Origin of the sequence: Pseudomonas sp. (assembly GCF_035277045.1) — a bacterium.
Taxonomy (GTDB): Bacteria; Pseudomonadota; Gammaproteobacteria; order Pseudomonadales; family Pseudomonadaceae; genus Aquipseudomonas.
This window is the reverse complement of the sequence record NZ_DATELE010000196.1, coordinates 159,775-183,096: the sequence shown is the minus strand read 5'-3', so window position 1 is coordinate 183,096 and position 23,322 is coordinate 159,775. Positions and strand designations below refer to the sequence as shown.

Genomic DNA, 23,322 nt, shown 5'->3' with positions numbered 1-23,322 from the left:
AAAGATGGCGAGTAGGCGATTAAGCGCGCTGTGTGCGGTTGTAGGTGGTAATCAGCACATCTCCTTCCGCCACGACTACGACACCTCCCTTATCTTGGATCTTCATCAGTAAGCTCTTTTCCCTTTCTAAATCAGCCAGGCGTTGCTTGGCTTCCTTGGCACCGATGATGAATTTATCCTGATCCACAGTGCCGTGTGCACGCACGTAGTCGATCATTTTGAGCGGGATGCCGCGCTGGGTTTTGCGGGCTTTGCAGTGGTGAGTGGCGTGCATGCAATGTGCTCCTGGCGGCTGATCATGAGCCAAATGTATAGGAAAGCTTTTTGTGTGTCAATAAAGCACTGCATGCTTTTTTGTTTATTGCATTGCGTATTCCAGTGCGGAACATTTTTGAGCCGGCTGAAAACGTCACCGGTTTTGTAAGCACAGGAATATGCAATGCGTCAAAAATACACGGGCGCCATTCTTTACAACTCGTCCGTCAGCACTTGGATGCCTACACCTTCGTAAAATCGTCCGACGGCGGTCAGCGAGCGCTACTCTCGCACCGCTTCCCGTCGCGACCGAATTGGCAACCACTTGGCCCCGAGGCTCAATTCCAGCCTCTAGGCTTCCCCTTCCCGCAGAACCCTAAACCCCCACGCAGCCCCAGTCTCGACCAACGCCTGCAACGTCTCCTGTACGACGGCTCGTTTCATGTTGATCCCCTGCGCTCGCGCCCAACCAGTACCCAGGCAACGTCAAATTACGCGCAGGTATTCGACGTCAACTCCCCTGCAGCATTTTGCGACTCGTCGATTGAGCCTTAACGAGAACCACATTCGCGGTATTTCTCAGCCGGACGGCATTCCAGCTGGTACTCCAGCGCCAACATAAAATTAATTTTAGATAGAAATATCAATGATATAAGAAATCAATTCAACTCAACCCGGCTCCCCAACCCAGAATGGAGACGCCTCCGGAGGCCTTGATTGTGCCCGTCATTGGGTAAGTCACTGACACGAGCCGTTTCCGCAGCCCTCCATCGCTGCGGGCGCTGTACCCATCCTTGCCACCACCATCATCCCTAGGTATGGTTGCCCAGTCGCTGCAAATTCAGCGACCAGGCTTGGCGGCCTGAACCGTACAAGGCGCAACAGCGCCCCCAACACGATTGCCGGCGCTTTTTTGCGTCTGCATTCCTGTGTCATGGCGGGTTGCGCAGGAGCACCCTCGGGTGCGCCGGTTTCCTTGTACGCCGGTCCGCCAATCCTGTGCAATCCGCCACCCTCACTGCTTGGCGGCAGCGGGTGTCGGTCCATCAGTACAAGGAGATGACCGATGAAAATTGCTTCGCACCCCTCACCCCCTCCAGCGTCTTGCAACCGATCTCACGTCGCCGTCCTGGGCTCGATTTACCGGTCCGGTATCTGGAGGCATGCATGAGCCTTTCTCGTGTCACCACGAAGGAAGGGCATGGCTTTTGTCCGACTGGCGAAATGCTGGGATCCCGACCGCTCTTTGCTGTGCTTCCGGGGGTTCCCATCCTGAATGCCTTCAACATTCTTTCCGAGCTATTGAGCAACCTGGATGAGCCCCTCTACGCGACAGTCATGGGTGAGCGAGTCATGGGCGCCAAGGACGCGTGGCTGGCCAAGTACACGCTCGACGCGGCGAGGGCTATCGTGATGTCCTTGACCGAGTCACTTGAAACCAGTCATGAAGGCGAAGCGGGCGCGGTCTGATCCGGGGTCGTTAGGTTGGTTCGTGTTCCTGAATACTGCACCTGCCTTCAAGTGCGGTTGCAGGCAAAGCAGAGCTGAGGTGCTGCGTCAGCTCTGTCAGAACGTATGTAAGCCCATGAGACCCCCGACATATCATTGCGCGTTCAATACCGCCTCAAAATCCGAAGCCTGAAGTTCCGAAGCCCCACTCAACATATCTCGCGCCAACGCGCGCCGCTTACTCAACAGCTCATCCAACGTCGCCTCAAATGTCGGCATCGCCGCATCCCGAACCGTTGGGTAGTACACATACACATCCTTCTGCTGCCCAATCCGATAGGCCCGATCCGTCGCTTGATCTTCCTTAGCCGGGTTCCAGCAACGCGTGAAATGAATGACATGGTTGGCGGCCTGCACGTTCACCCCGAATCCGACGGCGATAGTGGACAGGATGATGACAGCGAAACCTGGCAGCTTCTGAAATTGATCGATCAGCCTCTGCCGGCTATTGGCACTCTGACTGCTGGTACTGGTGTCACCGTTGATGACCGTCGCCCGAAACCCGAAATGCTGCTGAATCGCGTGCTGCAATTCCCGCTGAATATCACGCAACTCGGTAAAGACGATGACCTTGTCGCCGTTGCCGGCCCTTTTGATCGACTCGAGGGTCTGCATCAACCACTGCAGCTTCGGCGAGTTGTCGCGCAACCTCGTGTCTGGCTGAACACTATAAGGATGGGCACAAATCAGTTTGAGCTTGTGCAGCAACCCAAGCATGCCGGAAGTCTTTTGATCGAGCTGCTCTTCGATCTGCTGCTTCTGGCTGTATGCGGATATTTCGGACATGTACAGATTACGCTGCAGGACATGCATGCTGAGTGAACGACATGCTGTGTCTTCGATCTTGGCAGGCAGGTCTTTCGCAATGTCCTGCTTGGTACGCCGCAATGTTTGCGGATCGATAAGCCCACGCAGGCGCTCCAGGGCAACCGTATCCCGCTCCAGTGCAGCTTCGATTGGGCGCTGATAGTCGCGACCGAACTGGTTCAAGCCGCCCAGGAATCCCGGTTGAATGAAGTCGAACAGACACCAGAGATCGATCAAGGTGTTCTCGACCGGCGTACCAGTACACGCCACTCGGAACCGTGCGGGGATGGCTTTGATTGCCTGAGTCACCAGTGCCGCCGGGTTCTTCAGTTTCTGAGCTTCGTCACACACGACGATGGACCATTGCTGGCGGGCGAGGGAAAACTCCTGATCGCGCAGTGTCTCGTAAGTCGTCAGGACGATTCGGGCATCGCCCATCCAACCTGGGCGCAGCAGATTTTTGATGCCTTTGGCTTTCAAGTCCGCTGGGATTTCTTCTTTCTTGAACTTCACTGCACTCAAGGCTGAGCCATACAGCTTCAATACGGGCAGCGCTTCAGCAAAGAAAAAGCGGTGAAGCTCTCGCTCCCAGTTATCGAGCAACGAGACGGGAGCAACGATCAGGGTTGGCTGATCTTTTGGGTACTGTTCCAGGTACCAGACCAGGAAGGTGAGCAGTTGGATCGTCTTCCCAAGCCCCATGTCATCGGCGAGCAAGCAACCGGACACGTCCGTGGGGGACAAACGGAACAAATGCTGCAACCACGCTACGCCTTGGAGCTGATGCTCGCGCAGAACGACTTCTGGCTTAAGCAGGCCAGGCAACTCTGGCGTTGCGTCCAAAGCGGCGCGCAAGGCTGCTTGACGCACCTGAACGTAGGTCGGCTCATCAATGTTGTGCCCGATTTGCAGCACGGCGCGCCCAACTTTTTCCCGTTGCTCGCCCTGGCCGGTCTCGACAGGTGCGATCTTCTTCGACCAAGCATCAAACAGTTGCTCGGCAGCGGCAATCGAGAGTGGCGTTTCGGACTCTGGCAGACAGACCGTTTCATCACCGGCCGCGCGAGCTTCATCCAGCCGCTGCTCAAACGCTTCAAATTGAGCACGGTCGGAAGGATCCCAACGCCCAAGGATTTCTGCGTCGATGCCAAGCGCCGCCACATCCTTTGGCAACCAGTTCTCGGTTGCTTCTTTGACCAGGAAAGGCGAAGTAATTCTTTCCGCTTCCCCAATGCCAGTCACACGGTCGCCGTAGAGAGACAGGTCCAGGACCGAGTCAAACTCGATACCGGCCGCTTCGTTTTGCCAACGTCTAAGCAGGTCATTGATTCCTGCCAATTGGCGCAAATCAAAATCGCTGAGCTCCAGCTCATAGCCCTGCCAGAAGCCGGCAGGCATGCCGGCGGCCAACTTCAGTTGCAGTTCATGCACGAGCGGCGCGAATTCATGGGCCGCTTTGAACTCAATCTCGATGGGTGCTTGCGGGGTTGGCGAGATGGGTTCGAGGGTCAGTTTTACCTGCTCGATGCGCTGCCCTGCTTCATCGAGTGTAGGCTCCAGATGAAAGCGGTGAAAGAAAATACCCGCCTCGGCGAGTTCGTCTTCATAGGTCTCGGCATCCAGCACATGCGCGGCACTTTCGCCGAGTGCGCTGTAGGGGTTGCGGACGAATGAAAGGGCATCGTCGCCAGCGATCCGACGCCCGGGCAAGGAGCGCACATAATCCAATACTGATTTAACTTCAGGCTCAATCAGGACGTGGGTCAGCGATCCATCATCACCGGTCACCCGATATCGATCCTGGACCTGCTTGGCACCGTCAAAACTCTCAAGCCAGTTGGACGGCTGGCCTTCAAAGCTTGGTTGCAACTCGATGACCGGTGTGTCGCCTAGTGTGGATTTTCGTGGGTTGAGTCGCAGACTTTCAGGCTTGATTACGACGGTCTTATCAAGGAAGCCATCCATACCAGCGCCAGCCTTGCGCGCCAGTTTTCTAATGCTGGCCCAGCCGATCTGGTTGGTTATTTCACTTGGCTCATTTTGCTGCGCTAGATACAGCTGTCGTACGGCACCGGTAAGTTTCCAGGATGCCTCAGGCAGAATTTCTGTGATTCCGTGATACTGAACGAGGGCCCCCGTACGCTGCACTTGCACATTGGCATTGGATTGCGGATCACGCCAGCCACTGATGGAAACTTTGAAATCGTCAGAGGCAAGACTGCCTTGGCTGCTCAATTGAGGGATGAGGGCTGTCTGCGTCGGCAACCCTAATAGCGGCAGGCTTGTTAAATGCTCCGGCTCATCCAGCAGCCGATAGAGTTCATCCCACGTAAGCAGCCAGCGATCGCTCAGCTGGGAGACGAACTCCTCTTCTTCAAGCTGATCAAGATAACTCGCCAGCGACCAGGACTCTGTATTTTCCGCCAAGCTCAGGGGATAACAAATGCCCTGCTCCTCAATGGAAAAAACAGGCTCAGTATTTTCTACTGCCGAATTTGGCTGCAGGCCAAAGCCTTTGAGGAAACGCTTGAGCATTACTGTCTCCAAAACCGGAGTGGCTGGTGATTGACGGGCCTGAAGCCCAGGCGCTGCAGCGCAGTTACGGCGACCAGATCATGGTCATCAAGCTGGACCTGAATCGCACCGCCGCGCTCGCGCTGATCATAGACCTTGTGTCTGACCGACTTCAGAGCGTCACGGACTTGGTCTTCGAAAGACGACGGTTTGACTGAACCTGCCGCTGCGACCTGACTCTGCACATGAATACCCAATCGCTCAAGGGCATCATCGAATTTGCTGAGCCAGCCCTCTATGCGATCCGGGCGACTAGGCGCGGGTGAGTGCCGCATTCGATCCAGTGCACGACTAGGCTGCTTCAGTTCGCTCGCCAATTCGAGCTGTGACTTGTCTGGATTGAAAGGCGACTTGTCTGCTTGATACACATAGCAAGCATTACCCGTCCCGGAGAACTCCACGAAAAAATAGTTCCCGATCTGCATGATGACGGCATTGTTATGACCGGGGCCGCCTACCAAGCGGCTAAGCCGTCCTTTATTCTTCTCTCGAAAATGTACAAAGTCTCGCCCACTGTCATGCCAGGCATCCGAACCCATGACAATCCGCGTGTAACTCATCTGGTTAGCAAAACGCAGCCAATAATGCAGACGTGATTGATCGACCTCCGCTTCCCCTTTGAGCAGGTTGAAGAAGTGCTCTAGGTCCTCCTTCGCAAACCACGCCACGACCATCGCACAGACATTTTTTTCTACATACTGGAGCCAGCTGTTTTGTCTGGAGCGGATCTGTGGGCTACCCCAATTGTCGAGCGCGAGCTGTTTGAGCAGCGAAGACGGCTTCTCTCGATAAGCTGCCAGGTGGTAACGCGACAGGCATGCACTCAGGATGTCGTTCATGTACCGCGGATGCTGCCGGCCGATGTCGACAAGGTCGGCCAAGCGTTGCGAAAACTCGGCATCATCCAGCATAAAAATACGAGAAATCAGTACGTTGAAGATCCTGCGCCACAGCCAACTGTTGTCAGGGATCTGCGCAATCGTCTGCAATGCCGAAAGGTCGCTGATCTCTCCCTTGAACATCTGGTCTCCCAACCTGGCACCTGCCTGCTCGGAGAAAAGCTCCTGATGTTGCTGAACGATTTGCACCCATTCCTTCTCGCGTTTTTGCTGGCCTCTGACGCACTCAAAACCAAGCTGAACGTCTTCACGCAACAGACACCAATTGGCGTTCTGAGCAGGCGTGGCGGCCTCGTACCCAAAGTAGCTGAAGCACAGCGCCAACCAGTCCCGTCGGCTCAGCTTTCGACTTTCGATACGCTGATGAACTTCTTTATGCACTCGGGCGTAAAGCTGGTCATCGTCCAGTATCGGCCCGACTCGCTCACTCTTGTCTGAAAGGCCGGCGAACACTAAGCGCCATTCCGAGCCGTTGAGTGGCAATACATTTCGAAACTTGCTTATTGCTTCACGGCGCTTTTTTTCGGGTGGCGGCAAGGCCTTCTCAGCGCGTTCGAATCGCTCGTAAAGATCGACTCCCGCAGCTGCCAGACGGGGAAATCGCTCCAATAGCTCAGGGGCCTGCCCCGTGCGATTTGCTGACAGACTGTGGCTAATGGCGGCGGAAAGCCTCGCGATTGAACTGGTCATCGATTCATAGCCAACTGACATTTTTCCACATCAGTGTTCGAGAACACCGGCACATCTGGCTTGAGATTGTCTTCCTTCTCCTTCAAGCCAAAGAACTGCATACGCAACTCCACTCGCCGACTTTCTTCCTTGGTGTCCTTTGCATTGTTGAAGGACACGCCACCCGCCAGAAACATCGATCTGATCTGCTGCTGGTGCTCCGGCGACAATCCGACCTGGAGCGGGCTGCGACTATCGAGCAGGCTGCACATCACCCACTCCGAACGCTGCAATGAAAGGTGTAAGTTGTACAGGTAGGAACCGTCGGTGTCGGTCGATCCCTCGATCACAACCTGTTTGAACCACTTACGCCCCGCTTCACTGTTAGCCGCGTCCAGAATCATCGGTACGACCTCCTGAAGTGCCGATTGGCCGTCGTTGCTCAGCGCATACTGGTTATGCCCAAAGCGTCCAGCATCGCCGAAGCTGATCCGGTTGTCCTTGCAGTCCACGACGATGGTCTTGCTGGCAGTTTTCGCCTGGAGGCTCAGATGCTCGCAAATCTGATTGATGTCCTTGCTACGCTGTTTCTCTCCCTGCTCAGCCTGGTTAATACGCTGCGTCACAGAACTCAAAGCCGCCACCATGACCACGAGAAACAGAATCATCATTGCGGTCATCAAATCAGCGAAGGAGATCCAGAAAGGTTTCTCTCCCTCGTCTTTTGAACGGGCAGCCGAAGGCATTTGCTTACCAAACATCGACTAGTCTCCGTTACCGCCTGACGCGTTCCATGATGTCGCTGAAGTCTTCGAGGCTATCCTTGACCCCTTCCACACCGCCAGCGAGGCTCTTGACTGCTTTATCGAGCTCGGTGTCAAGGCTACCCAGAGTTTGTCTCAGCACCCGATCCATACCATCACCGAATTCCTTGAAGCCGTTACCCAGCACACCACTGATGTTTTCGAGGTATTCATACACTTCACGGTTAAGCGCCTGCATCCGCTCACTCTGAACCTTCAGATCCTGAAGGTACTGGCTGCGACCGCTGGCTTCCCCTTGAGCACTGGCAACCACCCCTTCGATGACCGCGAGCGTTTTCGCTAACGCTTCACGATTGTTCCGGTAGTCCGCGACAACGGTATTCAGCTCACGCGAAGCCTGTGCAAGCTCAGCACCTGCGCCTTGAACTGTACCCATCAGCCCCGCAGTCGACTCACTGGCTCGCGCAACGCTTTGTCCGGCAGTTTCAAACCGCTCAGCCGCCGCCCGCATCTTGTCCGCGCCTAGCTGCATACTTTGCAGATGCTGCTCTGTCTGGGTGCTCAATGCGTTGACAGTGTCCTGAGCAGATTTCTGCTGCTCAGAAACCGTCTGCAGCAAAGCCTTGACCTGCTCATCGAGGCCGCCCACTAGGTCGCGGGTTCCTTGGTGCAGATCAGCCTGTGCGGCACGGGTGGATTGATCCATCTGCTGCTGACCATGCTCCAGTTGCTTGAAGACTGCTGAGAGCTGCTCACCCAGCACCTCAACGGAGCCCGCTATCTTGGTCATGGTTTCCTGTTGGCCTTGGCCGATGCTCTGTTTGATCGACTCGACAAAAGCCTGGAGATTCTCAGCCATTGCCTGTTGGCGAGCCTCGCTTTGAGCGAACAGCTTCTCCAATTGCTCAGCCATTCGAGCGCCAGCCCCCTCCCCTTCGTTGCCGATACGGGCAACCGAAGCCTGAAGATTGGCGAGCATCGCGTTCATTCCCGCTTGCATGGCGTTTTGTCCGGCCTGCATATCGGCCAATAGCTGGGCGATCATGGTCGAGCTGCTTTGATTCGATGACTCGCTAGCCGAACGCATATCCTGGATCAGCGTCGAGAAGCCCTGCTGCATCGACTGCATGGCAGCAACTGACTGACCCATCAATTCGTGGAGGCCATTGAACTGTTGGCCGAAGGTACCTTCCAGCTTGTTCATAAAGGCAACCAGAACATCCTGAAGAATGTTCTGTACTTGTCCGGCCTGATCGCCACTGGCAGACTGCACCGCACCCGCGATCGCTTCAAGAGGGGACTTGAGGCTGTTCTCGATCGCACCGCTCACCTGATCAGCCAACAGCTGCCCAGAGTCACGGTAGGTCGTTGACAAGGTATCTGCCAATTTGAGGCTTTCACGGACTTGGGTATCAACAAGGTTCTGTAACATTTCCCGCAGATCAGTAACCAGGCTGTCTTTTAGCTGACGAGTTTGTATTGAGCTTTCAGCACTTGAGCGTACGAGCTCAGCCAGATACTCCTCGCCGACACCGCTGTCAAAAAGCCCGTCGATGGTTTCGTTGAATCCCTCAAGCAGCCTGTAACAATGTCCCAGGCGCCACTTTTCAGTGAGCGTGACGGCAATAGAGGCCATGATTGAAATGAAGGAGCCGATGAAAGCGAACAGCACGTCTTTCAACAGTTTATCGACGCTAGCGTTGACCTGCTCAGGTGTGCTCGGGTCAAAGTGCTGAAGGCCGAGCATTAAGCCGAAGAAGGTTCCAACGATACCGATACCGGTCAAAATACCGGGGAGGTGTTTATAGAACTCGGTACCCAGTGGGGTATCAACCACGCTTTGAGGAGAGAAAAAGTGCGCAGCTCCGGCGGTGGCTCGCGATCGGACAAGCACCTGCTCGCCTTCTTTGAGTTCGAACTGATCATGCAGTGTTTCAGAATACTCGCGCCAGGAATGCTCGAGCTTGGTGCTATTGAATAAACGCTCCAGCTCCGAGCGCCGAAGAGTTGGAGCGAGGGTTTTCACGCTCTGCAAGCTTTTGGTAAGACGCTTCAGCTGAGCGCTAAGCGTGAAAGACTTGCAAAAATAACGGAAAAAATACCAAGCGCATAGACAGAAAACGAGACCAACGACCCCTATGGGTGCGATCAACTGCTCGGAGCTTGCTGCACCCCACAGGTGCAACACCGTCGAAAAATCCATATTTCCCGCCTTCAATTAAGCATTTTTGATGTTCAATAAGTCCGCATCACCCACACTGATGCAGCAATCGCCGATAGCGCTGGGATGAATGACAGCAACCTTGCTAAGCGCGCGTTTTCCGGAGCACAACATACTCGGAGTGGATGGGCGCATCACGGCTACCCAAGAACCTTCCGTAGACCATGACAGACAGTCATGTCCTTGTGCCAGCACATTAGCCTGAGCGGTAACGGTCGTAAAGCTGGGAACGACTAATGGGCCGCTGGTTTGAAAGGTCCGCCAATCCTCTGCAATCCGCGACCCTCACTGCTTGAGCCCTGCGCCCTAGGCCGAAAGGTCCACGACATCCTTGTCCAATCTCGGCCAGATGCCCCCGACCAACTGCGCGCGCTATCAGCTGGTAGCAACGAACCCGTTGTCACAGTGCCTGCAATCTGAAATGCCTTGAGGCCTTGATGCCTTACTTACGCAGCAGTTCGTGTCTGAATCTTGCCTCGAGCGACGGTATTTCTAGCAGCACATTTTCGTCTTCCCAAACATCATAAGATCGCTCCGTATCGATGATGCCCACCATAAAATCATCATCCAGCGGAGCGTCTTCATCAATCTCTTCATACAGCGACGAGGTGTATCCCTTTATCCACAGCTTGCGTTTCTCGGCACTGATCACATAGCCGGAGGTGTATTCAGCGCCCGCCAAGCGCATAGGTTCTGCAGTGCCTTTTCGGCTGAGCGCAGTGATTGCGATAACCAGGTGTGCCAGCTCTTCCATGTCCGGGCATACAAACTCATGGAAGGCAGGCCAGAACTCCTTATCCTCGTCAGAGGCTCGCCACCCCTTGTTATCATTGACCTCCGTGAGGTCCTCATACGGGTGTGAGTGGAACGTGCCGATCAGCTCCAGTTGCGGCCAGTATTCCCCGAAGAAATCTCGCTTCATCGCAATGGATTCAAAATCGGGGCGCACCCAGTTGGTATGTCTCAGGGCCGAAGTCTCCACCGTGGCAACGACCGCTACCAGGCGGGCAGGAAGCCCCTTGCGCACGGGTAATGCATATCCCCACAACAAGCCGAACGTTTCGAGATTCCTGTTGTTCCGCCCTCGCTCATGAGCTTTGTGCGACACCTCATAGGCTTCAATCGCCGAGGTCAGCAGTTGCGGTAGAACATGATCCTCAATAATGACTTGTGTACGCATTTCTTCTTCCTTGGGAATATCTAGTGGCCTGCAGCGGTTGCGGGAACGCTTGGCCAAGCAACCAAGCGCATGATGGCAAATTGCCTGATATTACCGTATTTTCCAACCCCAGCGCGTCATCTCAATGGCCACTCCGCATGACAAGCACCACAGGTGAACAAACAGTTCGATTCCTATGACTGATATCCAAGCCAGTAGCCTGCAGAAGCAATCTCACATCGTTTACACTCAACTCCCCGGATAATCCCTCGCAATCTGCTCATCGAACTCCCCATACATCCCACAAAAATCCCTCGGCACCCGCTCGATATCCTCCGCCACACGCTCAATCACTTCCCGCAACTCAAGCGCCTCGTACCAAGCCCTCGGAATTCCCGCGACCCCATACTGAACACCCAGCAAATGCCCGGCGATCAACCCAGTACTATCACTGTCCCCATCATGGTTAACCGCCATAACCACGCCCTGCTCCAAGCTCTCGGCAAACAGCGCACACCACACACCAATCGCCAGCGCCTCCTCCGCGACCCACCCGCCGCCGAAGCTGGCGATACGTTCCGGCGTCGGCCGGTAACCTTCGTAGAAATAAAACAGCACCCGCTCAAGCGCACTCCGCACCTCATCCATGCCAGTAACGCTCCCATACCGCGCCAGGCTTGAGGTCAAAGCATGCTCCAGGCTGTCGGACTGGTCGACCATGCGCTGCAGGATATCGGCAAAGATCCCCGCAGCCAGATACCCCGAGGGATGACCATGGGTCAGCCGCCCCGATTCGCTGGCATATTCAAACGCTTTCCCGAAGAACGCACAGGGCGCCACCCGCATAACCGCTCCACAGCCTTTGCTGTCGTTCTGCGCGGGCTCACCAAAGTTCTTAGCCGCACGCAGCGACTGAAGGCACGTGTTACCCGGCGCTCGCCGGGACCACAGCGCTTGGTTAGCGATAAGCCAACCGTTGCTTTTGATATCAAGCTTCGGCGCATAGTCTTGAGTCAGCAGCCAACGCAGCAACGCATGGTGGATGACCGACGGCACATGGCAGATCCCGCGAGAGCTGCCACGTACGAATGCGCGTAGCAGGCCTTCGGCTGTAAACAGCATCATCTGCGTGTCATCTGTCACCGCGCCCTTGAGGCCATAGGCCGGGGCAAAATCGGTGATTCCATCGGCGCCGAATTTGTCCTGGATCTCGGCCCACCCCATAAACTCCACCGGGGCACCGAGCGCGTCGCCCACCGCGCCACCGAGCAGGCAGCCTTTGATACGATCCAATCTGTTCATGTGATTCTCCCTCTCACTGCCGGCACCATGGCTTGCTGAATTTCGACGTTGCGCACCGGCTGTCACCCGTGGGCTTTCCCGCCCGCAGTGCCCGCTTCACGCCGAGCTGGTTTGCTTGTGATGCACACGATATGTCGCTTTACACTACACGTCCATTCTGTAGACTTGTACAGGTAAAGTATTCGCACAGATGGAGACGGGATGAAGCGCAAGCAAGCTGTAGAGCAGGTTCGCTGGGACCTGGCATTACGCTATCGGTTGATTGAAACGGTGGCCTGGTGGGAAGGCCGACTGACCACGGTGCATCTGATCCAGAGCTTTGGCATCAGTCGACAGCAGGCGTCCAAGGACATCAATACCTACATCACCGAGCATGCGCCTAAAAACCTTACATATGACAAGCAGCTGAAGGGCTACGTACCGAGCAAGCACTTCAAACCGCTGTTCATCGATGAGAGCGCCAGCGCGTATTTGCACCTGCTTTATCAGAACAATGCACGAGCGCCACATATCGAGGGACTGGCGTTGGCGTATGCACATACGCTGGTGCTGGAGGTGCCTGACCGCTCCATCAAGGCGGAGATTCTGCGGCCGCTTCTGAAAGCATGCCGTGAGCGCCTGCGGCTTGAGATCGAATACGTTTCGCTGGCGAATCCCGAGCCGGAAGTGCGTTTGATCGCGCCGCACACCCTGATCTACACCGGCATGCGTTGGCATGTTCGGGCGTTTTGTGAAAAGAACCAGGCCTACCGTGATTTCGTGCTCAGCCGACTGCGCGGCATCCCGGAGTTGATGGATGACGTGACCGAGAATGGTATTGAAGGCGACCGGGAGTGGAACACGGAAGTGCCAGTGCTTATCGCGCCGGACGAGCGCCTGACACCGTCGCAAAAGACGATCATCGAGACCGACTTCGGCATGGTGGAGGGTGTGCTGGAGATTACCACTCGCCAGGCGCTGGTGAAGTACGTGCTGCAGCGCTACCAGATCGATCCGAAGAAGCTCGATCCCAAACCGGAAGCGCAGCAGATCTGGGTGAAGAATCTGAAAGAGTTGAAGGCCTGGTTGTACGACTGAACGAAGGCATGTGGTTGGTGCTGGGTTTACGGCTGTTGTACAGCCGCAAAGCCTGACTCGGCCGCAAGCCTGCCATAGCGCGCCAGCACCTCCTGCAAACCGTCGTGCTCAACGCTCAACACTGCCACACCCACACCATTGGCTTCCCGATACTCCATCCCCTCCAGTACCGGCACGCCCCCTCCGCGGGGGATCAGCAGCAGGGCCAAGTCCGGCCTATGCCCTTCCCAGCGTAGCGAGTCACGGTACAGGTGCGCGGATGTCATGGCGTCCAGTACATTCGGACGTTCCACCCGGTACTTGGCGTCCATCACGATAAACCTGCGACCTTCCGGGCTGTTCACGGTGACAACGATGTCCGGGCGGCGCTCGCCGGAGATGCTGGAAAACACGCCGCTCGTTGCTCGGTCAACCGCCGGGCAGCAGACCTGTAGCCAGACATCCACCTGCGTGTCGGCACTTCTGCCTTCACACCGTATGACATCCACGCGTGCCCCAGGCCACTGATATCGCCACTGCAAATCGGGATACAGCGACTGCATCATGCTGACGACCTGGAGATAGCACCAACGCTCGTAAATCTCCCACGTCGGACTTATCCACAAGCGCTCTCCTGCGCTACTGCCGTCAATACCGGGACGCAGCAGGTACCAGCTGTAACGGTAAGCACGGGCGTAGGCGGGATGGGCTGAAATCGCGTTGAGCCCCGCAGACGTGATCCGAGGTTGGCGCATGGAACAGAAAGGCTCCCTGCGTTGAATCTTGCGGAGCGCGCCGTGCAAACCCTCGAGAAACTCGATACGTCTTCCAAGTCGAGGGGCCAGGGCGGAGCGCGCTCCCGCTTCTCGCTCGCTTTCAATGATCTTGTGCAGTTCACCAATGACCTGCCGGCTTCGTCTCAAGGTTTCCCCCAGGACAACCGCCAATGCCTGGTTAGCGGGGTTGTCGAGATTCTCAAAAACGCTGGGCACGTCGAACTGCAGCACCTCACCACTGGCCTGTATCGGTTCGCGGTTGTAGAGCAACGCCGTGGCTGCAGGATCTTGAAGCGCGCGGCGCAACGTCTGGCGATCAACTCGGCGCAACTGATGCGCTGGCCGTAATGTGCGCTCGCGGTGCAAGCGGGTAAGCGGCTTGCGCAACACTTCCGTGAATGCCGATATCAGCTGGGGGCCATAACGCTTGAGCCGGGCGTATTGCAGGTGCGGATTACTGATTCGTCCCTCGCGGCCGACCTCCTGCTGGGCGTATTCGTTGCCCAGCAGCAAGCGCATATCAAAGGCGAGGAGCTCGTCGAGCATAGCGGCAAACGTCGCCTCGCCGAGCTTGGTTTGATCGGGTGCTACATCGAGGTGGTAGGTTGCCTCGATGTTGCCATTGGCATCGATCAACTCGGCGACGACCTTGCCTGCATAGAAACCCGGCTGCCAGTGCCACGCGTCGAACGCTGAGTGCTGCAAGTTCTGCAACGGCTCGTCGTCGACAAATAGCCGCCGCTCAGGGATAGCTTCGAAGAAATAAGTACCGCGCTCCATGAACCCCGAGATTACGCCTTCGGGGTTTATGCTGAACGCACTGCCGTGTTTATCGACGCATCGGATAATCGCCATGTTTCAACGCCAGAATCGGGCAGAGCCCAAGGAGCGGAGGTCATCGTGCAACTCTGAAACTTTCGCTGCCGAATCCTCAAGGTTCATATCCCGCAACAACGTGCCGGTGTTGGCGAAGGCGGCTTGAACGCGTGGCGTATCTTCCCCGCGCAGTTTGGGCAGGACTTTGGCGTAGATGGCCTGGTCCAATGCGCTGTCGAAGTCGATGACACCGCCCCGCTCGGCTTGCTCGATGTAGCCGATGACGTCGTGGATAGTTCGCCAACCGAAGTGCAGGCGGGCTGGGCGCAAGGCCTTGACCAGGCCCTTGAGGGTATCGCGGACTTTGGCAATCCGAGCCTCTGCCAAAGTACTCGTTTGCCATCCCGGGAAGGCGTCCACATCGATGTCCCAGAACTCGATCACCGACGCCCGATCCAGCACCTTGTCGCTCAGGCCATGCGTCGTTTCATCCATGTTGACCGTACCAATGATCACCAGGTTACTTGGGTAGGCGATGGACGCTGGTACGTCGCTGACGTCGTTTTTCTGGGCGTGGAACTCGATCTGGTCACCGGTCTCCATGGCCGAGAGCAGCGGTGCCAGGTATTGCTCTGGATGCGACAGGTTCATCTCGTCCAGCACGACCGTGTAAGCACGCCCGGGGTCGGCCGCAGCCTTGAGCAGGAAATCGACGAATGCCGTACGTACGTAGATCTCGCTGTTTAATGGATTGAGGTACCCCAGCAAACACGAAGGGTCGTGCCAGCCCGGTTGCACGGGAACCGTCAGCAAGCCTTCCGATGGGTTGGTTTGGCCCATGTGCAATGCAAGCGCATACCCCCGCGCCAGCACCGTTTTACCTGCGCCGCTGAGGCCTGTGAGCACGGCGAAGTGTCGGCGTGGGTGGCTCCACAATCCCGCGTCAAGGCGAGCGACAAGATCAAGCGGGAAAGCGATGTCGGAGGGGAAGCTGCGCTGGATCGCGTCAAGCGAGGGGCGCTCTGACAGTACAGACTGCTCACCAGATGACGCCTCGTCGACCGTGACGTTGCCAGCCTCGGGGGCGAGCGATTGTGGCTCCCAATAGATTTGAGCTGCCCAGGCTTCACCTAGCTCGGTCAGGTACAGCAGCTTATCTGCGCGGGTTTCGACCAGTTGCAGAGCTCGCAGCCAGAACGTCAGGCTGGTCAACGCCCGATCGCTGGTCCACCCAGAATTCACTTTTCTCAAGACGTCATTCAGTTCGCTGACGGACAGCGAGGTGCCGCGCAAGGCGTGGAGCATGTGGTCGAAGCCCAGGATGCGGGTCAGCAGCCAGTCCGATACCTCATCAGGCTCGCCGGTTTCCAGCAGTCCTTCACCGCGCGCGGTCAGGTGGATCTCATCACCCTGGGCCCGCAGTACACCCCATTCGGCAACCAGAGAATTGAGCTGCGTGCGAATACTGGACGTGGCGTGACTGGGGTTGATGGAGCGCATGTGCTCCATCAGATCTTCGCGTTTGCATCCCTCTTTGGCGAATTCGATGATGGTCCGGATGGTCGCGACGCCCCCACCAATGGCGAGCATCCCACGGCGGCGGCGCTCGGCTGGTAAGGGATTGAGGCGTTCTTCGCCTGTGGTGGGGTCAGCGATTTCAGTCGCCTCCGCTTCCTGCTCCAATACGAACTTCATGTACAACAGCCAAGGCAGCGTCATGCGCTCCAGTGGCGTCGGCCCTTGATCCTGCTCACCCAAGACATCGTCCAGACGCGCCAGCACAGAGTGGTGCAGAGTGAAGTCACGCTCTCCCCCGCCGACACCCATCAACGACGCCAAGGTACGCAACTTCGGAAAGTGAGCGATGGTGGTGAACTCCGCCGGGCACAGCGCGGCGAACAGACGATACTTTTTCAACCGGGGATTGCGTTTTACCCGAGGCGCGGCGACCCGCTGGTTCAGTTCCCGCCAGCCTTCCCTGATCACCTGCTCACGCTGGTGAGGGTCGGAAGCCTTGAGCGATTCACGCAGGGTCCAGAGAGAGTGAGCGACGTCGGGGTCGCTGATCACTGCCGACACATTGATCGTGCCCATGCCCGTTGTCGTGATGACCTCGCTTTCCCATAACAGGTCCTGGAAAGTGGGACTGCAGAATTCAGCTTGGTCGGCGTCCTGAATCTTCTTCAGGAAGTGCGACAGATTTGTCAGCCATTTTTCATACCAGGGCAAGGGACGGTGGTGAGCCAGTACCGATTCACAAGCTGCCTTGAGAGCTACATCATTCTTCAAATCTACCGCCACGACTCGTACTCCTGAAAACGTGTTTGGGCGACCGTGCCCACGATGGTGCTCATTCTAATCTGGCTTCGACATTCGACGCGCCCAAGCCTATTGATGTCCGGGTGCCTCATCCCTCTGCCGGGATCAATGCCTGCAGGTTCACCAGCTTGCGTTGCAGCTGTTCAATATGGGCTTTTTCAGCACGCAACGCCGAGCGCAGCTCGCGGTTCTCGGCTTTGCAAATCCGCGCCCACCGCGAATTCTTCTGACAGGCCAGGGCCATTCTCCAGAGCTCGTGCAGCCTGAAACACTGGTGCACAAGTATCAGCAGAATGATGCCCATCAGCCCTATGGCTCCTGTCGCGACTGCTTCAGACATACTCATTATCCTTCCCCAAGGTGAGCCGAATCGGCAAAAGAAGATGGGGTGATGGTATGTAGCGTTTCACGACAGGTCTAGATTGTAGACTTGTACAGGTAAAGAACTCGTGCACATGGTAGGGCGTGAGAGCGGGCTTCTGCAGGATCTGGATGGAAAGTGAGGAGGCATGGGCCTATAAACTTTACATATGACTCCGCGTCTTGCGCGTTGACGGTCAGCTCTCAGTTGTCATGTCGCCAAAAACCCATTTCGAGTACACGTTATCGGCTCATGTCGCCGCCAGCGACATGAGCCGATAACGTGTCGCCAAAATCGAAAAACAGCGACACGTTAGTCCCTCAGACTTGCTGGCACTGAGCCGCTCGCCAATGACGGGATTCTCGCGGGGCTTGCGTTCATCTCGGTCCAGGGCTTCGAGGTAGGGCTCAAACGCCTGTTGGAGGTGATTCCGGAGGAAATCTAATCACCCACAATTGTCAGAAAACTTAACCAAACTTGATTTCAACCCGCCCACCCCCATTTCACAAACCCGGACCAAGTGATCGCTCTACTCCCTAGCGCAGAGCCTCAGCCTTTCATAGCCCTGAAAGCTGCTCAATCTCGGATGGGGTCATCGTCCTACGCCTTGATGTAAGGAGATCACGCTCACTCGGCGCGCGTGGCTAGGCATTGGCCAGCTGACCGCTATCAGTGCAAAGCGGACGAACACCAAGGCTACAATGCAGGCCTGAGCCACCAGCCACTGCCTGTCCCAATCAATCCCAGGCTCATGAAAAGGAAGTCAAGCAAATGGATGCATGTTGCACCTCTCTGGACGAAGTCCGCCAACAGATCGATGAAATCGATCGCAGTCTCGTTTCTCTTCTCGCCAAACGTGGAAAGCTCGTGACGCAAGCGGCGGGCTTCAAGAAAACCTCTGATGACGTGCGCGCGCCTGCTCGAGTAGAGCAAGTCATCAAGAAGGTGCGTGAAATGGCTGACGAAACGGGTGCCCCGGCTGAGGTCGTGGAACAGGTCTACCGAGCGATGATCTCGGCCTTCATCGCTGAAGAGCTGACCACCCATGCGAAGCTGGCCAACGAGCCTTCACCCAGCTGACGCATGTCTACACCCCTGAACTGGCGGGCCCCAATGAGGAGGCGCTAGTGCGGCTGCATCGGCGGGAATGCGCACGTACGCCAATGGTCTTCTGCCGCCCTTCCATGCTGGCGACATCATCGTCAGCATCTAGGCAGAAGTCCATGGTGGGATTGGCCCACAGCGCACTGCCGAATCACTGGTCATCAAGGTCTGAGGGGAGCTGCAGATGCCGGACATTACTCAAACAATCGTTCTCGTGGTGCTGGCCTTTCTACTGGATCGGTTCTTGAAGTCATACCTGCTGCGCAAGTGGCTCGGGGTGACGCTGCTGCTGACTGGGGTGATCGGCTGCGTCACAGTCGGAAACGGTCAGGTGCTGGGTCTCGATCTGGAGTTGCTGTCGGTCGTTGCGGTGCCGATGGGTGTGGTGTTGTTCCTGACCAGGCGTCGCTTTGTGGAAGTTGCCAAATAACTGCTACGTCAGTGCTGGCCTCTCCGCTGGCAAGCCAGCTCCCACAAGCACGGCGCCGCACTTGGGATCAGCGCGGTACCTGTGGGAGCTGGCTTGCCAGCGAAGAGGCTGGCACTGACATTGCAGCCGAAGGCCGCGCTGTCTTGGTGTTCAGTTAGACAAGTTCCTGAGACTCAATTAACGACTGAGAATCAGCGGTCGCAATGCATCTACCTCAAAACGCATAAACCAACGTAGCCGTAGCACTGCGCGGCGTCCCATACCACCCGCGCGCGCCGATCGCGGTGTAGTACGTCTTGTCGAACACGTTATTCATATTCACCGACACACTGGTCTGCGGCGTGAACGCGTACTGCGCCATCAGATCCACGACGCTGTAGGCATCCTGCTCGAAGGTCTCTTTGTTAGGCCCCGCACCTTTGTAATACTCCGCCCCTTGCCAGCGCACCCCGCCGCCCACTTTCAACTGCGGCAAGGACTGCAGGCGATAGCTGGTGAACAGTTTCAGGGTATCCCGCGGTACTTCGGTAAGCAGACGATCCCCATCCGAATCCTCGATCTGGGCATAGGTATAGCTAGCCGACACCTGCCAATCTGGCAGAATCTCTCCCGCCATTTCCATTTCGAAACCGCGGGTTTTCGTGCCGGACTCGGCGCGGTAGGCCTGGTCGCCGTTCGGCGCCAGCTTATCGCCATCGGCCACCGCCAGGTTGTCTTGGCGCACCTCGAACACGCTTAAAGCTGCGGTCAGGCGTTTGTCCCAGAACTCGCTCTTGATCCCCAGCTCGTAGTTCACGCCCTCTTCCGGATCAAGGTAGCTGCCACTGACGGTCTCGTTATCTTGCGGCTTGAAGATGGTGGTATAGCTGGCGTAGGCCGACCAGTTTTCATTCAGGTCATACACCAGCCCGAAGTAAGGGGTGACAACTCCGCTCTCGCTGCGCGAAGTGCGGCTGGATTCTCCGTTCGACAGGGTGTGAGACACCTCGTCACGCTTCCAGTCGATCACCCGCGCGCCGGTGATCAGCGACAGGTCATCGGTCAGGCTCCAGCGGGCGGACGCCACCAGGCCGGTCTGGGTTTCATCCAGCGCATCTTGCGAAGTCTTGTCATGAAGGGCGTCCGGTTTCGCCAGCGAGCCGTCCCAGGTGTAGATGTTGTCGATCTTCTGGCTCGTCCACAGCGTGTAACCGTCGTTGCGGTAGTAGGCGTTGTAGTGGCTGGCCCCGAGGTAGAGCTGGTGCTCGCGGGAAAGGAATTCGAATGGCCCGGTGGCGGACAGGTCGAACGAGGTCTGCCGGGGTTCGCCCGCCCAGCGGCCAGTCCAGGTGCTGATGCCGCTGCCGTCGGGTTTTACGGTGCCGCTGGCGGCGGTGGCGAAGGCGTCGTCATAGCTGCGGCGGTTGTGTTCGGCATTCAGTTTGACGTGCCAGCCGTTGTCCAGGTCGTGATCCAGGGTGGTGAACACCGACTTGGTTCGGCGCTTGTGATAGCTCCAGTCCGAGGCGGAGTTGAACGAGCGGGAAGGCTTGAAGTGGCTGCCGTCGGACTTGAACATCGGGAAGCCGTGGTTGCCCGAGCCTTGGTTGTCCATCTCCTGGTATTCCGCCCCGACTGTCAGCATCGTGCTGTCGGTGACGTCCCATTCCAGCACGCCATAGGCGACTTCCTTTTCCAGGGACTGGCGGTCGATGTGGCTTTTGCTGTCGCTCTTTGATGCGACGAAGCGACCGCGCACATTGCCACTCTCCGACAACTTGCCGGAGACGTCCAGCTCGGTGCGGTAGCTGTCCCACGAGCCTGCTTTGAGGGTCAGCGAGCGTTGTGTTTCGATCGTTGGCTTCTTGCGAATCAGGTTGACGGTCGCGCCGGGGTCGCCGGTGCCCGACATTAAGCCTGTGGCGCCGCGGACCACTTCGACACGGTCATAGGTCGCCATGTCGGCGAGGTCGTCGCTGAAGCCGAAGGTATCGGGGCGGTTGACGCCGTCGACCTGGATGCTGCCGACTTCGAAGCCGCGGACATAGATGTGATTGGCGTCGCTACCGGCGGGGCCCATGCTGTCGACGACCACGCCGGGGGTCTGTTCGAGTACTTGGGCAACGTCGTTCAGGTTCTGGTCCTGGATCTGCTGGCGGGTGACGACGCTGACGGATTGCGGGGTTTCGCGCGCCGAGAGGCGCAGACCGGTCGCGGTGTTGGCGGAGCCGGTGGTGTAGCTGCCGGTGCCTTCGGTGGTGGCACCTAGCTGCACGCTGGATACGGTGGTTGCGCCTAGCTCCATCAGGCCTTCCTGGCTGGGGCGGGCCAGCATGTAGTGCTTGTCTCCCGTTTGTTGTACCTGCAGGCCGGTGCCTTGGAGCAGGTGCGCGAGGCCTTGGTCCAGCTCGTAACTGCCCTGGAGCCCTGCACTGGTCAGCCCGGCGGTGTCCTCACCGCTGAAGCTGACAACCACTCCGCTGGCTTTGGCGAACTGGTTGATGGCGTTCGCCAGAGACCCCGCCGAGATGCTGTAGCTGACAGGCTCGGCCCAGACATTGGCACTCGCCAGTAGCGAGCCGGAAAGGCTTACCGCGAGCGCGGCCTGGCGAATGTTGATGGCTAGGGGAGAAAAACACGCGGGCATCAAGTGACTCCTGTTCCATGGGGGCAAGCGATTCTTCTTAATAAGAATCTTATCGATAACGATAATCTCTCTTATAAGGCGGGCGCGATGGTGGGCTTTGGGTATTGTGGTTGTCAAATGATTGGTTACATTTGGGATGGGGGGGCGTGGCTAGACAGGGGACTGGGGGTGGATGGCCCGGCTTTGCCGGGTTCGCTGGCAAGCCAGCTCCCACAGGGGGGTATGCACCACAGAATCTTCCATAGGGCTGCCAGCACCACAGAATCTTCCACAGGGTTGCCATGCACCACAGAATCTTCCCAGGGCTCCAACACCACAGAATCTCCCACAAGAGCTGACGCGGCCAGCTCGGGATTGATGCCCTGCCCGGCGCAGCCAGGGCATTTGTGGGAGCGGGCCATGTGCCGGGACGCCGGACCGCGCGATCGAGGGCAAAGCCCTCGCCGGGGCACCTATTGAGCGGGCTGCGCGATTGCCGCAGGGTACGAGGGAACGCTGGCATTCCGGGCTACGTGCAGCCTACCCCCGACCATCCACCACCCACCTCTGCTATGGTGGCATCCCACCACTGCACTGGAAGCAATACAGAATGGATGCTTGGAAACCCCTGGTGATCACGGCACTGGCAGCGCTCAGCCTCCAGACCACTGCCGGCGAAATCAAGGATCCGTGGGAGAGGGCCAGTGCGCGGATAACCGTGTTCCCCACCACCCTCACCGCCGGGACAACCCTGTTCACCAGCGAGGGGCCCTCGGCGTTCAAGACGGCCAAGAGCGACGCCCTGGCGTTCATCGGCTCGGATGGAGACATCCGTGGTGCGCAGTTTGAGCAGGCTGTGAGGGTATACCGCAGCAGCTACGCTCCGCCTTACATGTCAGATGCCCAGCTTGCGAAGGCGATTGCGGTCGCGCAATAGCCGCCCTGTCGCCGCTCCGTTCGCTGAAGCGGTTTACATGTCGCCACCAGCGACATGACTCCATGACATGTCGCCAGAATCGAATAATAGCGACACGCGATTCTTGCGCGGTTCAGCGCCTGGCCGGGAGTTGGATCATCCGTCTCGCCAATCCAGCAAAAAGACGCCCTAAGACGCCTTTTTGCTGGGGCCAGCACGCAGCCAGCGCACAGCGGTCCTGGTCAGCAGGTCAGGTGTGCCAGCATGCCAGGCACTCCAGCCCGCCTCATCATGCCCTTTTGCTGCGCCACACTCTTATCATCGTCAGCGTTGCTGTCATGATCAGCGCATACACGAACGACATCATCCCCAGCTTCTCGAAACTGCCGTAGTGCAGCGTGGTGAGGTGCTGGAGGATGTCCAGGAAGGTATAGAACACACAGAATAACCCGATGAAAAGCCGGGCCAGGCCAAGTGGTTGCATGAGGCGTCCTCCTGCTACGGGTTCAGCCGCTAGAGCTCGACGAGCCGGTCGCGCCGCTGGAAGACGAGAAAAACGACGATGTCAGGCTGGCGGCGGTGTAGGTCGCGCCTCCCACCAGGCCACCCGCGAGCGCTCCCGGGGCTGCGCCGACGCCTGCCGCCAGCGAGCCCATCATGGCGCCTCCGACGGCGCCGCCGGCAACCGCGCCGGCCAGCTCCGCGTAGCTGAATTCTCCTGCGCCAGATACCTGTTCGATTTCAGTGATTGTCAAAGCCCGCATTTTTCATTCTCCTTTG

General features: G+C 57.4%; 18 protein-coding genes. 5 read left to right on the top strand and 13 right to left on the bottom strand.

The window, feature by feature from the left end; all coding sequences use genetic code 11:
- Positions 1-19: 19 nt before the first annotated feature.
- Entirely contained in the window at positions 20-274 is a 255-nt protein-coding gene (locus VJS90_RS10930) for a DUF4258 domain-containing protein (RefSeq protein WP_324121669.1), read from the bottom strand.
- Between the two features lie 1,148 nt (positions 275-1,422).
- Between VJS90_RS10930 and VJS90_RS10925 the strand changes: the two genes are divergently transcribed.
- On the top strand, positions 1,423-1,725 hold the full coding sequence (locus VJS90_RS10925; protein ID WP_324121668.1) for a hypothetical protein: 303 nt from the start codon (positions 1,423-1,425) through the stop codon (positions 1,723-1,725).
- Between the two features lie 132 nt (positions 1,726-1,857).
- On the opposite strand, the gene zorD is transcribed toward VJS90_RS10925, so the two are convergent.
- The 6 genes from zorD to VJS90_RS10895 all read right to left on the bottom strand — a co-directional run bounded on the left by zorD (position 1,858) and on the right by VJS90_RS10895 (position 12,159).
- Positions 1,858-5,106, bottom strand: a complete 3,249-nt coding sequence (gene zorD, locus VJS90_RS10920; RefSeq protein WP_324121667.1) for a type I Zorya anti-phage system protein ZorD — start codon at positions 5,104-5,106, stop codon at positions 1,858-1,860.
- Positions 5,106-6,734, bottom strand: coding sequence for a type I Zorya anti-phage system protein ZorC (gene zorC, locus VJS90_RS10915; protein ID WP_324121666.1), 1,629 nt, complete (start codon positions 6,732-6,734; stop codon positions 5,106-5,108). The genes zorD and zorC overlap by 1 nt, the downstream gene beginning before the upstream one ends.
- On the bottom strand, positions 6,731-7,474 hold the full coding sequence (gene zorB1 / locus VJS90_RS10910; RefSeq protein WP_324121665.1) for a type I Zorya anti-phage system protein ZorB1: 744 nt from the start codon (positions 7,472-7,474) through the stop codon (positions 6,731-6,733). The genes zorC and zorB1 overlap by 4 nt, the downstream gene beginning before the upstream one ends.
- Before the next feature lie 13 nt (positions 7,475-7,487).
- On the bottom strand, positions 7,488-9,680 hold the full coding sequence (gene zorA1 / locus VJS90_RS10905; RefSeq protein ID WP_324121664.1) for a type I Zorya anti-phage system protein ZorA1: 2,193 nt from the start codon (positions 9,678-9,680) through the stop codon (positions 7,488-7,490).
- Between the two features lie 460 nt (positions 9,681-10,140).
- Entirely contained in the window at positions 10,141-10,878 is a 738-nt protein-coding gene (locus tag VJS90_RS10900; protein ID WP_324121663.1) for a hypothetical protein, read from the bottom strand.
- 228 nt (positions 10,879-11,106) lie between these two features.
- Entirely contained in the window at positions 11,107-12,159 is a 1,053-nt protein-coding gene (locus VJS90_RS10895) for an ADP-ribosylglycohydrolase family protein (RefSeq protein ID WP_324121662.1), read from the bottom strand.
- A 201-nt stretch (positions 12,160-12,360) separates the two neighbouring features.
- Between VJS90_RS10895 and VJS90_RS10890 the strand changes: the two genes are divergently transcribed.
- Positions 12,361-13,236 (top strand): helix-turn-helix transcriptional regulator, encoded by an 876-nt coding sequence (locus VJS90_RS10890; RefSeq protein WP_324121661.1) that lies wholly within the window; start codon positions 12,361-12,363, stop codon positions 13,234-13,236.
- 26 nt (positions 13,237-13,262) lie between these two features.
- On the opposite strand, the gene VJS90_RS10885 is transcribed toward VJS90_RS10890, so the two are convergent.
- The 3 genes from VJS90_RS10885 to VJS90_RS10875 all read right to left on the bottom strand — a co-directional run bounded on the left by VJS90_RS10885 (position 13,263) and on the right by VJS90_RS10875 (position 17,472).
- The gene (locus VJS90_RS10885; RefSeq protein WP_324121660.1) at positions 13,263-14,846 is read right to left on the bottom strand and encodes a DUF2357 domain-containing protein; all 1,584 of its coding nucleotides are present in this window, start codon (positions 14,844-14,846) and stop codon (positions 13,263-13,265) included.
- Positions 14,847-14,849: 3 nt separating this feature from the next.
- Positions 14,850-17,108: a hypothetical protein gene (locus VJS90_RS10880; RefSeq protein ID WP_324121659.1), complete on the bottom strand. Its 2,259-nt coding sequence runs from the start codon at positions 17,106-17,108 to the stop codon at positions 14,850-14,852.
- A gap of 106 nt (positions 17,109-17,214) precedes the next feature.
- Positions 17,215-17,472, bottom strand: coding sequence for a hypothetical protein (locus tag VJS90_RS10875; protein WP_324121658.1), 258 nt, complete (start codon positions 17,470-17,472; stop codon positions 17,215-17,217).
- Positions 17,473-18,258: 786 nt separating this feature from the next.
- Between VJS90_RS10875 and VJS90_RS10870 the strand changes: the two genes are divergently transcribed.
- Both VJS90_RS10870 and VJS90_RS10865 read left to right on the top strand, forming a co-directional pair.
- Positions 18,259-18,567, top strand: coding sequence for a chorismate mutase (locus VJS90_RS10870; RefSeq protein ID WP_324121657.1), 309 nt, complete (start codon positions 18,259-18,261; stop codon positions 18,565-18,567).
- Between the two features lie 208 nt (positions 18,568-18,775).
- Positions 18,776-19,021 (top strand): hypothetical protein, encoded by a 246-nt coding sequence (locus VJS90_RS10865; protein ID WP_324121656.1) that lies wholly within the window; start codon positions 18,776-18,778, stop codon positions 19,019-19,021.
- A gap of 214 nt (positions 19,022-19,235) precedes the next feature.
- On the opposite strand, the gene VJS90_RS10860 is transcribed toward VJS90_RS10865, so the two are convergent.
- Entirely contained in the window at positions 19,236-21,647 is a 2,412-nt protein-coding gene (locus VJS90_RS10860; RefSeq protein ID WP_324121655.1) for a TonB-dependent siderophore receptor, read from the bottom strand.
- 589 nt (positions 21,648-22,236) lie between these two features.
- On the opposite strand from VJS90_RS10860, the gene VJS90_RS10855 reads away from it, so the two are divergent.
- Positions 22,237-22,563 (top strand): DUF2388 domain-containing protein, encoded by a 327-nt coding sequence (locus VJS90_RS10855; RefSeq protein ID WP_324121654.1) that lies wholly within the window; start codon positions 22,237-22,239, stop codon positions 22,561-22,563.
- Between the two features lie 268 nt (positions 22,564-22,831).
- On the opposite strand, the gene VJS90_RS10850 is transcribed toward VJS90_RS10855, so the two are convergent.
- Complete coding sequence (locus VJS90_RS10850) at positions 22,832-23,026, bottom strand: hypothetical protein (protein WP_324121653.1); 195 nt, start codon at positions 23,024-23,026, stop codon at positions 22,832-22,834.
- Positions 23,027-23,048: 22 nt separating this feature from the next.
- Positions 23,049-23,306 (bottom strand): hypothetical protein, encoded by a 258-nt coding sequence (locus tag VJS90_RS10845; protein ID WP_324121652.1) that lies wholly within the window; start codon positions 23,304-23,306, stop codon positions 23,049-23,051.
- Positions 23,307-23,322 lie beyond the last annotated feature (16 nt).

Coding starts and splice junctions, on each gene's coding strand:
- VJS90_RS10930 (WP_324121669.1), bottom strand. CDS start 274: ATGCACGCCACTCACCACTGCAAAGCCCGCAAAACCCAGCGCGGCATC.
- VJS90_RS10925 (WP_324121668.1), top strand. CDS start 1,423: ATGAGCCTTTCTCGTGTCACCACGAAGGAAGGGCATGGCTTTTGTCCG.
- zorD (WP_324121667.1), bottom strand. CDS start 5,106: ATGCTCAAGCGTTTCCTCAAAGGCTTTGGCCTGCAGCCAAATTCGGCA.
- zorC (WP_324121666.1), bottom strand. CDS start 6,734: ATGACCAGTTCAATCGCGAGGCTTTCCGCCGCCATTAGCCACAGTCTG.
- zorB1 (WP_324121665.1), bottom strand. CDS start 7,474: ATGTTTGGTAAGCAAATGCCTTCGGCTGCCCGTTCAAAAGACGAGGGA.
- zorA1 (WP_324121664.1), bottom strand. CDS start 9,680: ATGGATTTTTCGACGGTGTTGCACCTGTGGGGTGCAGCAAGCTCCGAG.
- VJS90_RS10900 (WP_324121663.1), bottom strand. CDS start 10,878: ATGCGTACACAAGTCATTATTGAGGATCATGTTCTACCGCAACTGCTG.
- VJS90_RS10895 (WP_324121662.1), bottom strand. CDS start 12,159: ATGAACAGATTGGATCGTATCAAAGGCTGCCTGCTCGGTGGCGCGGTG.
- VJS90_RS10890 (WP_324121661.1), top strand. CDS start 12,361: ATGAAGCGCAAGCAAGCTGTAGAGCAGGTTCGCTGGGACCTGGCATTA.
- VJS90_RS10885 (WP_324121660.1), bottom strand. CDS start 14,846: ATGGCGATTATCCGATGCGTCGATAAACACGGCAGTGCGTTCAGCATA.
- VJS90_RS10875 (WP_324121658.1), bottom strand. CDS start 17,472: ATGAGTATGTCTGAAGCAGTCGCGACAGGAGCCATAGGGCTGATGGGC.
- VJS90_RS10870 (WP_324121657.1), top strand. CDS start 18,259: ATGGATGCATGTTGCACCTCTCTGGACGAAGTCCGCCAACAGATCGAT.
- VJS90_RS10865 (WP_324121656.1), top strand. CDS start 18,776: ATGCCGGACATTACTCAAACAATCGTTCTCGTGGTGCTGGCCTTTCTA.
- VJS90_RS10860 (WP_324121655.1), bottom strand. CDS start 21,647: ATGCCCGCGTGTTTTTCTCCCCTAGCCATCAACATTCGCCAGGCCGCG.
- VJS90_RS10855 (WP_324121654.1), top strand. CDS start 22,237: ATGGATGCTTGGAAACCCCTGGTGATCACGGCACTGGCAGCGCTCAGC.
- VJS90_RS10850 (WP_324121653.1), bottom strand. CDS start 23,026: ATGCAACCACTTGGCCTGGCCCGGCTTTTCATCGGGTTATTCTGTGTG.
- VJS90_RS10845 (WP_324121652.1), bottom strand. CDS start 23,306: ATGCGGGCTTTGACAATCACTGAAATCGAACAGGTATCTGGCGCAGGA.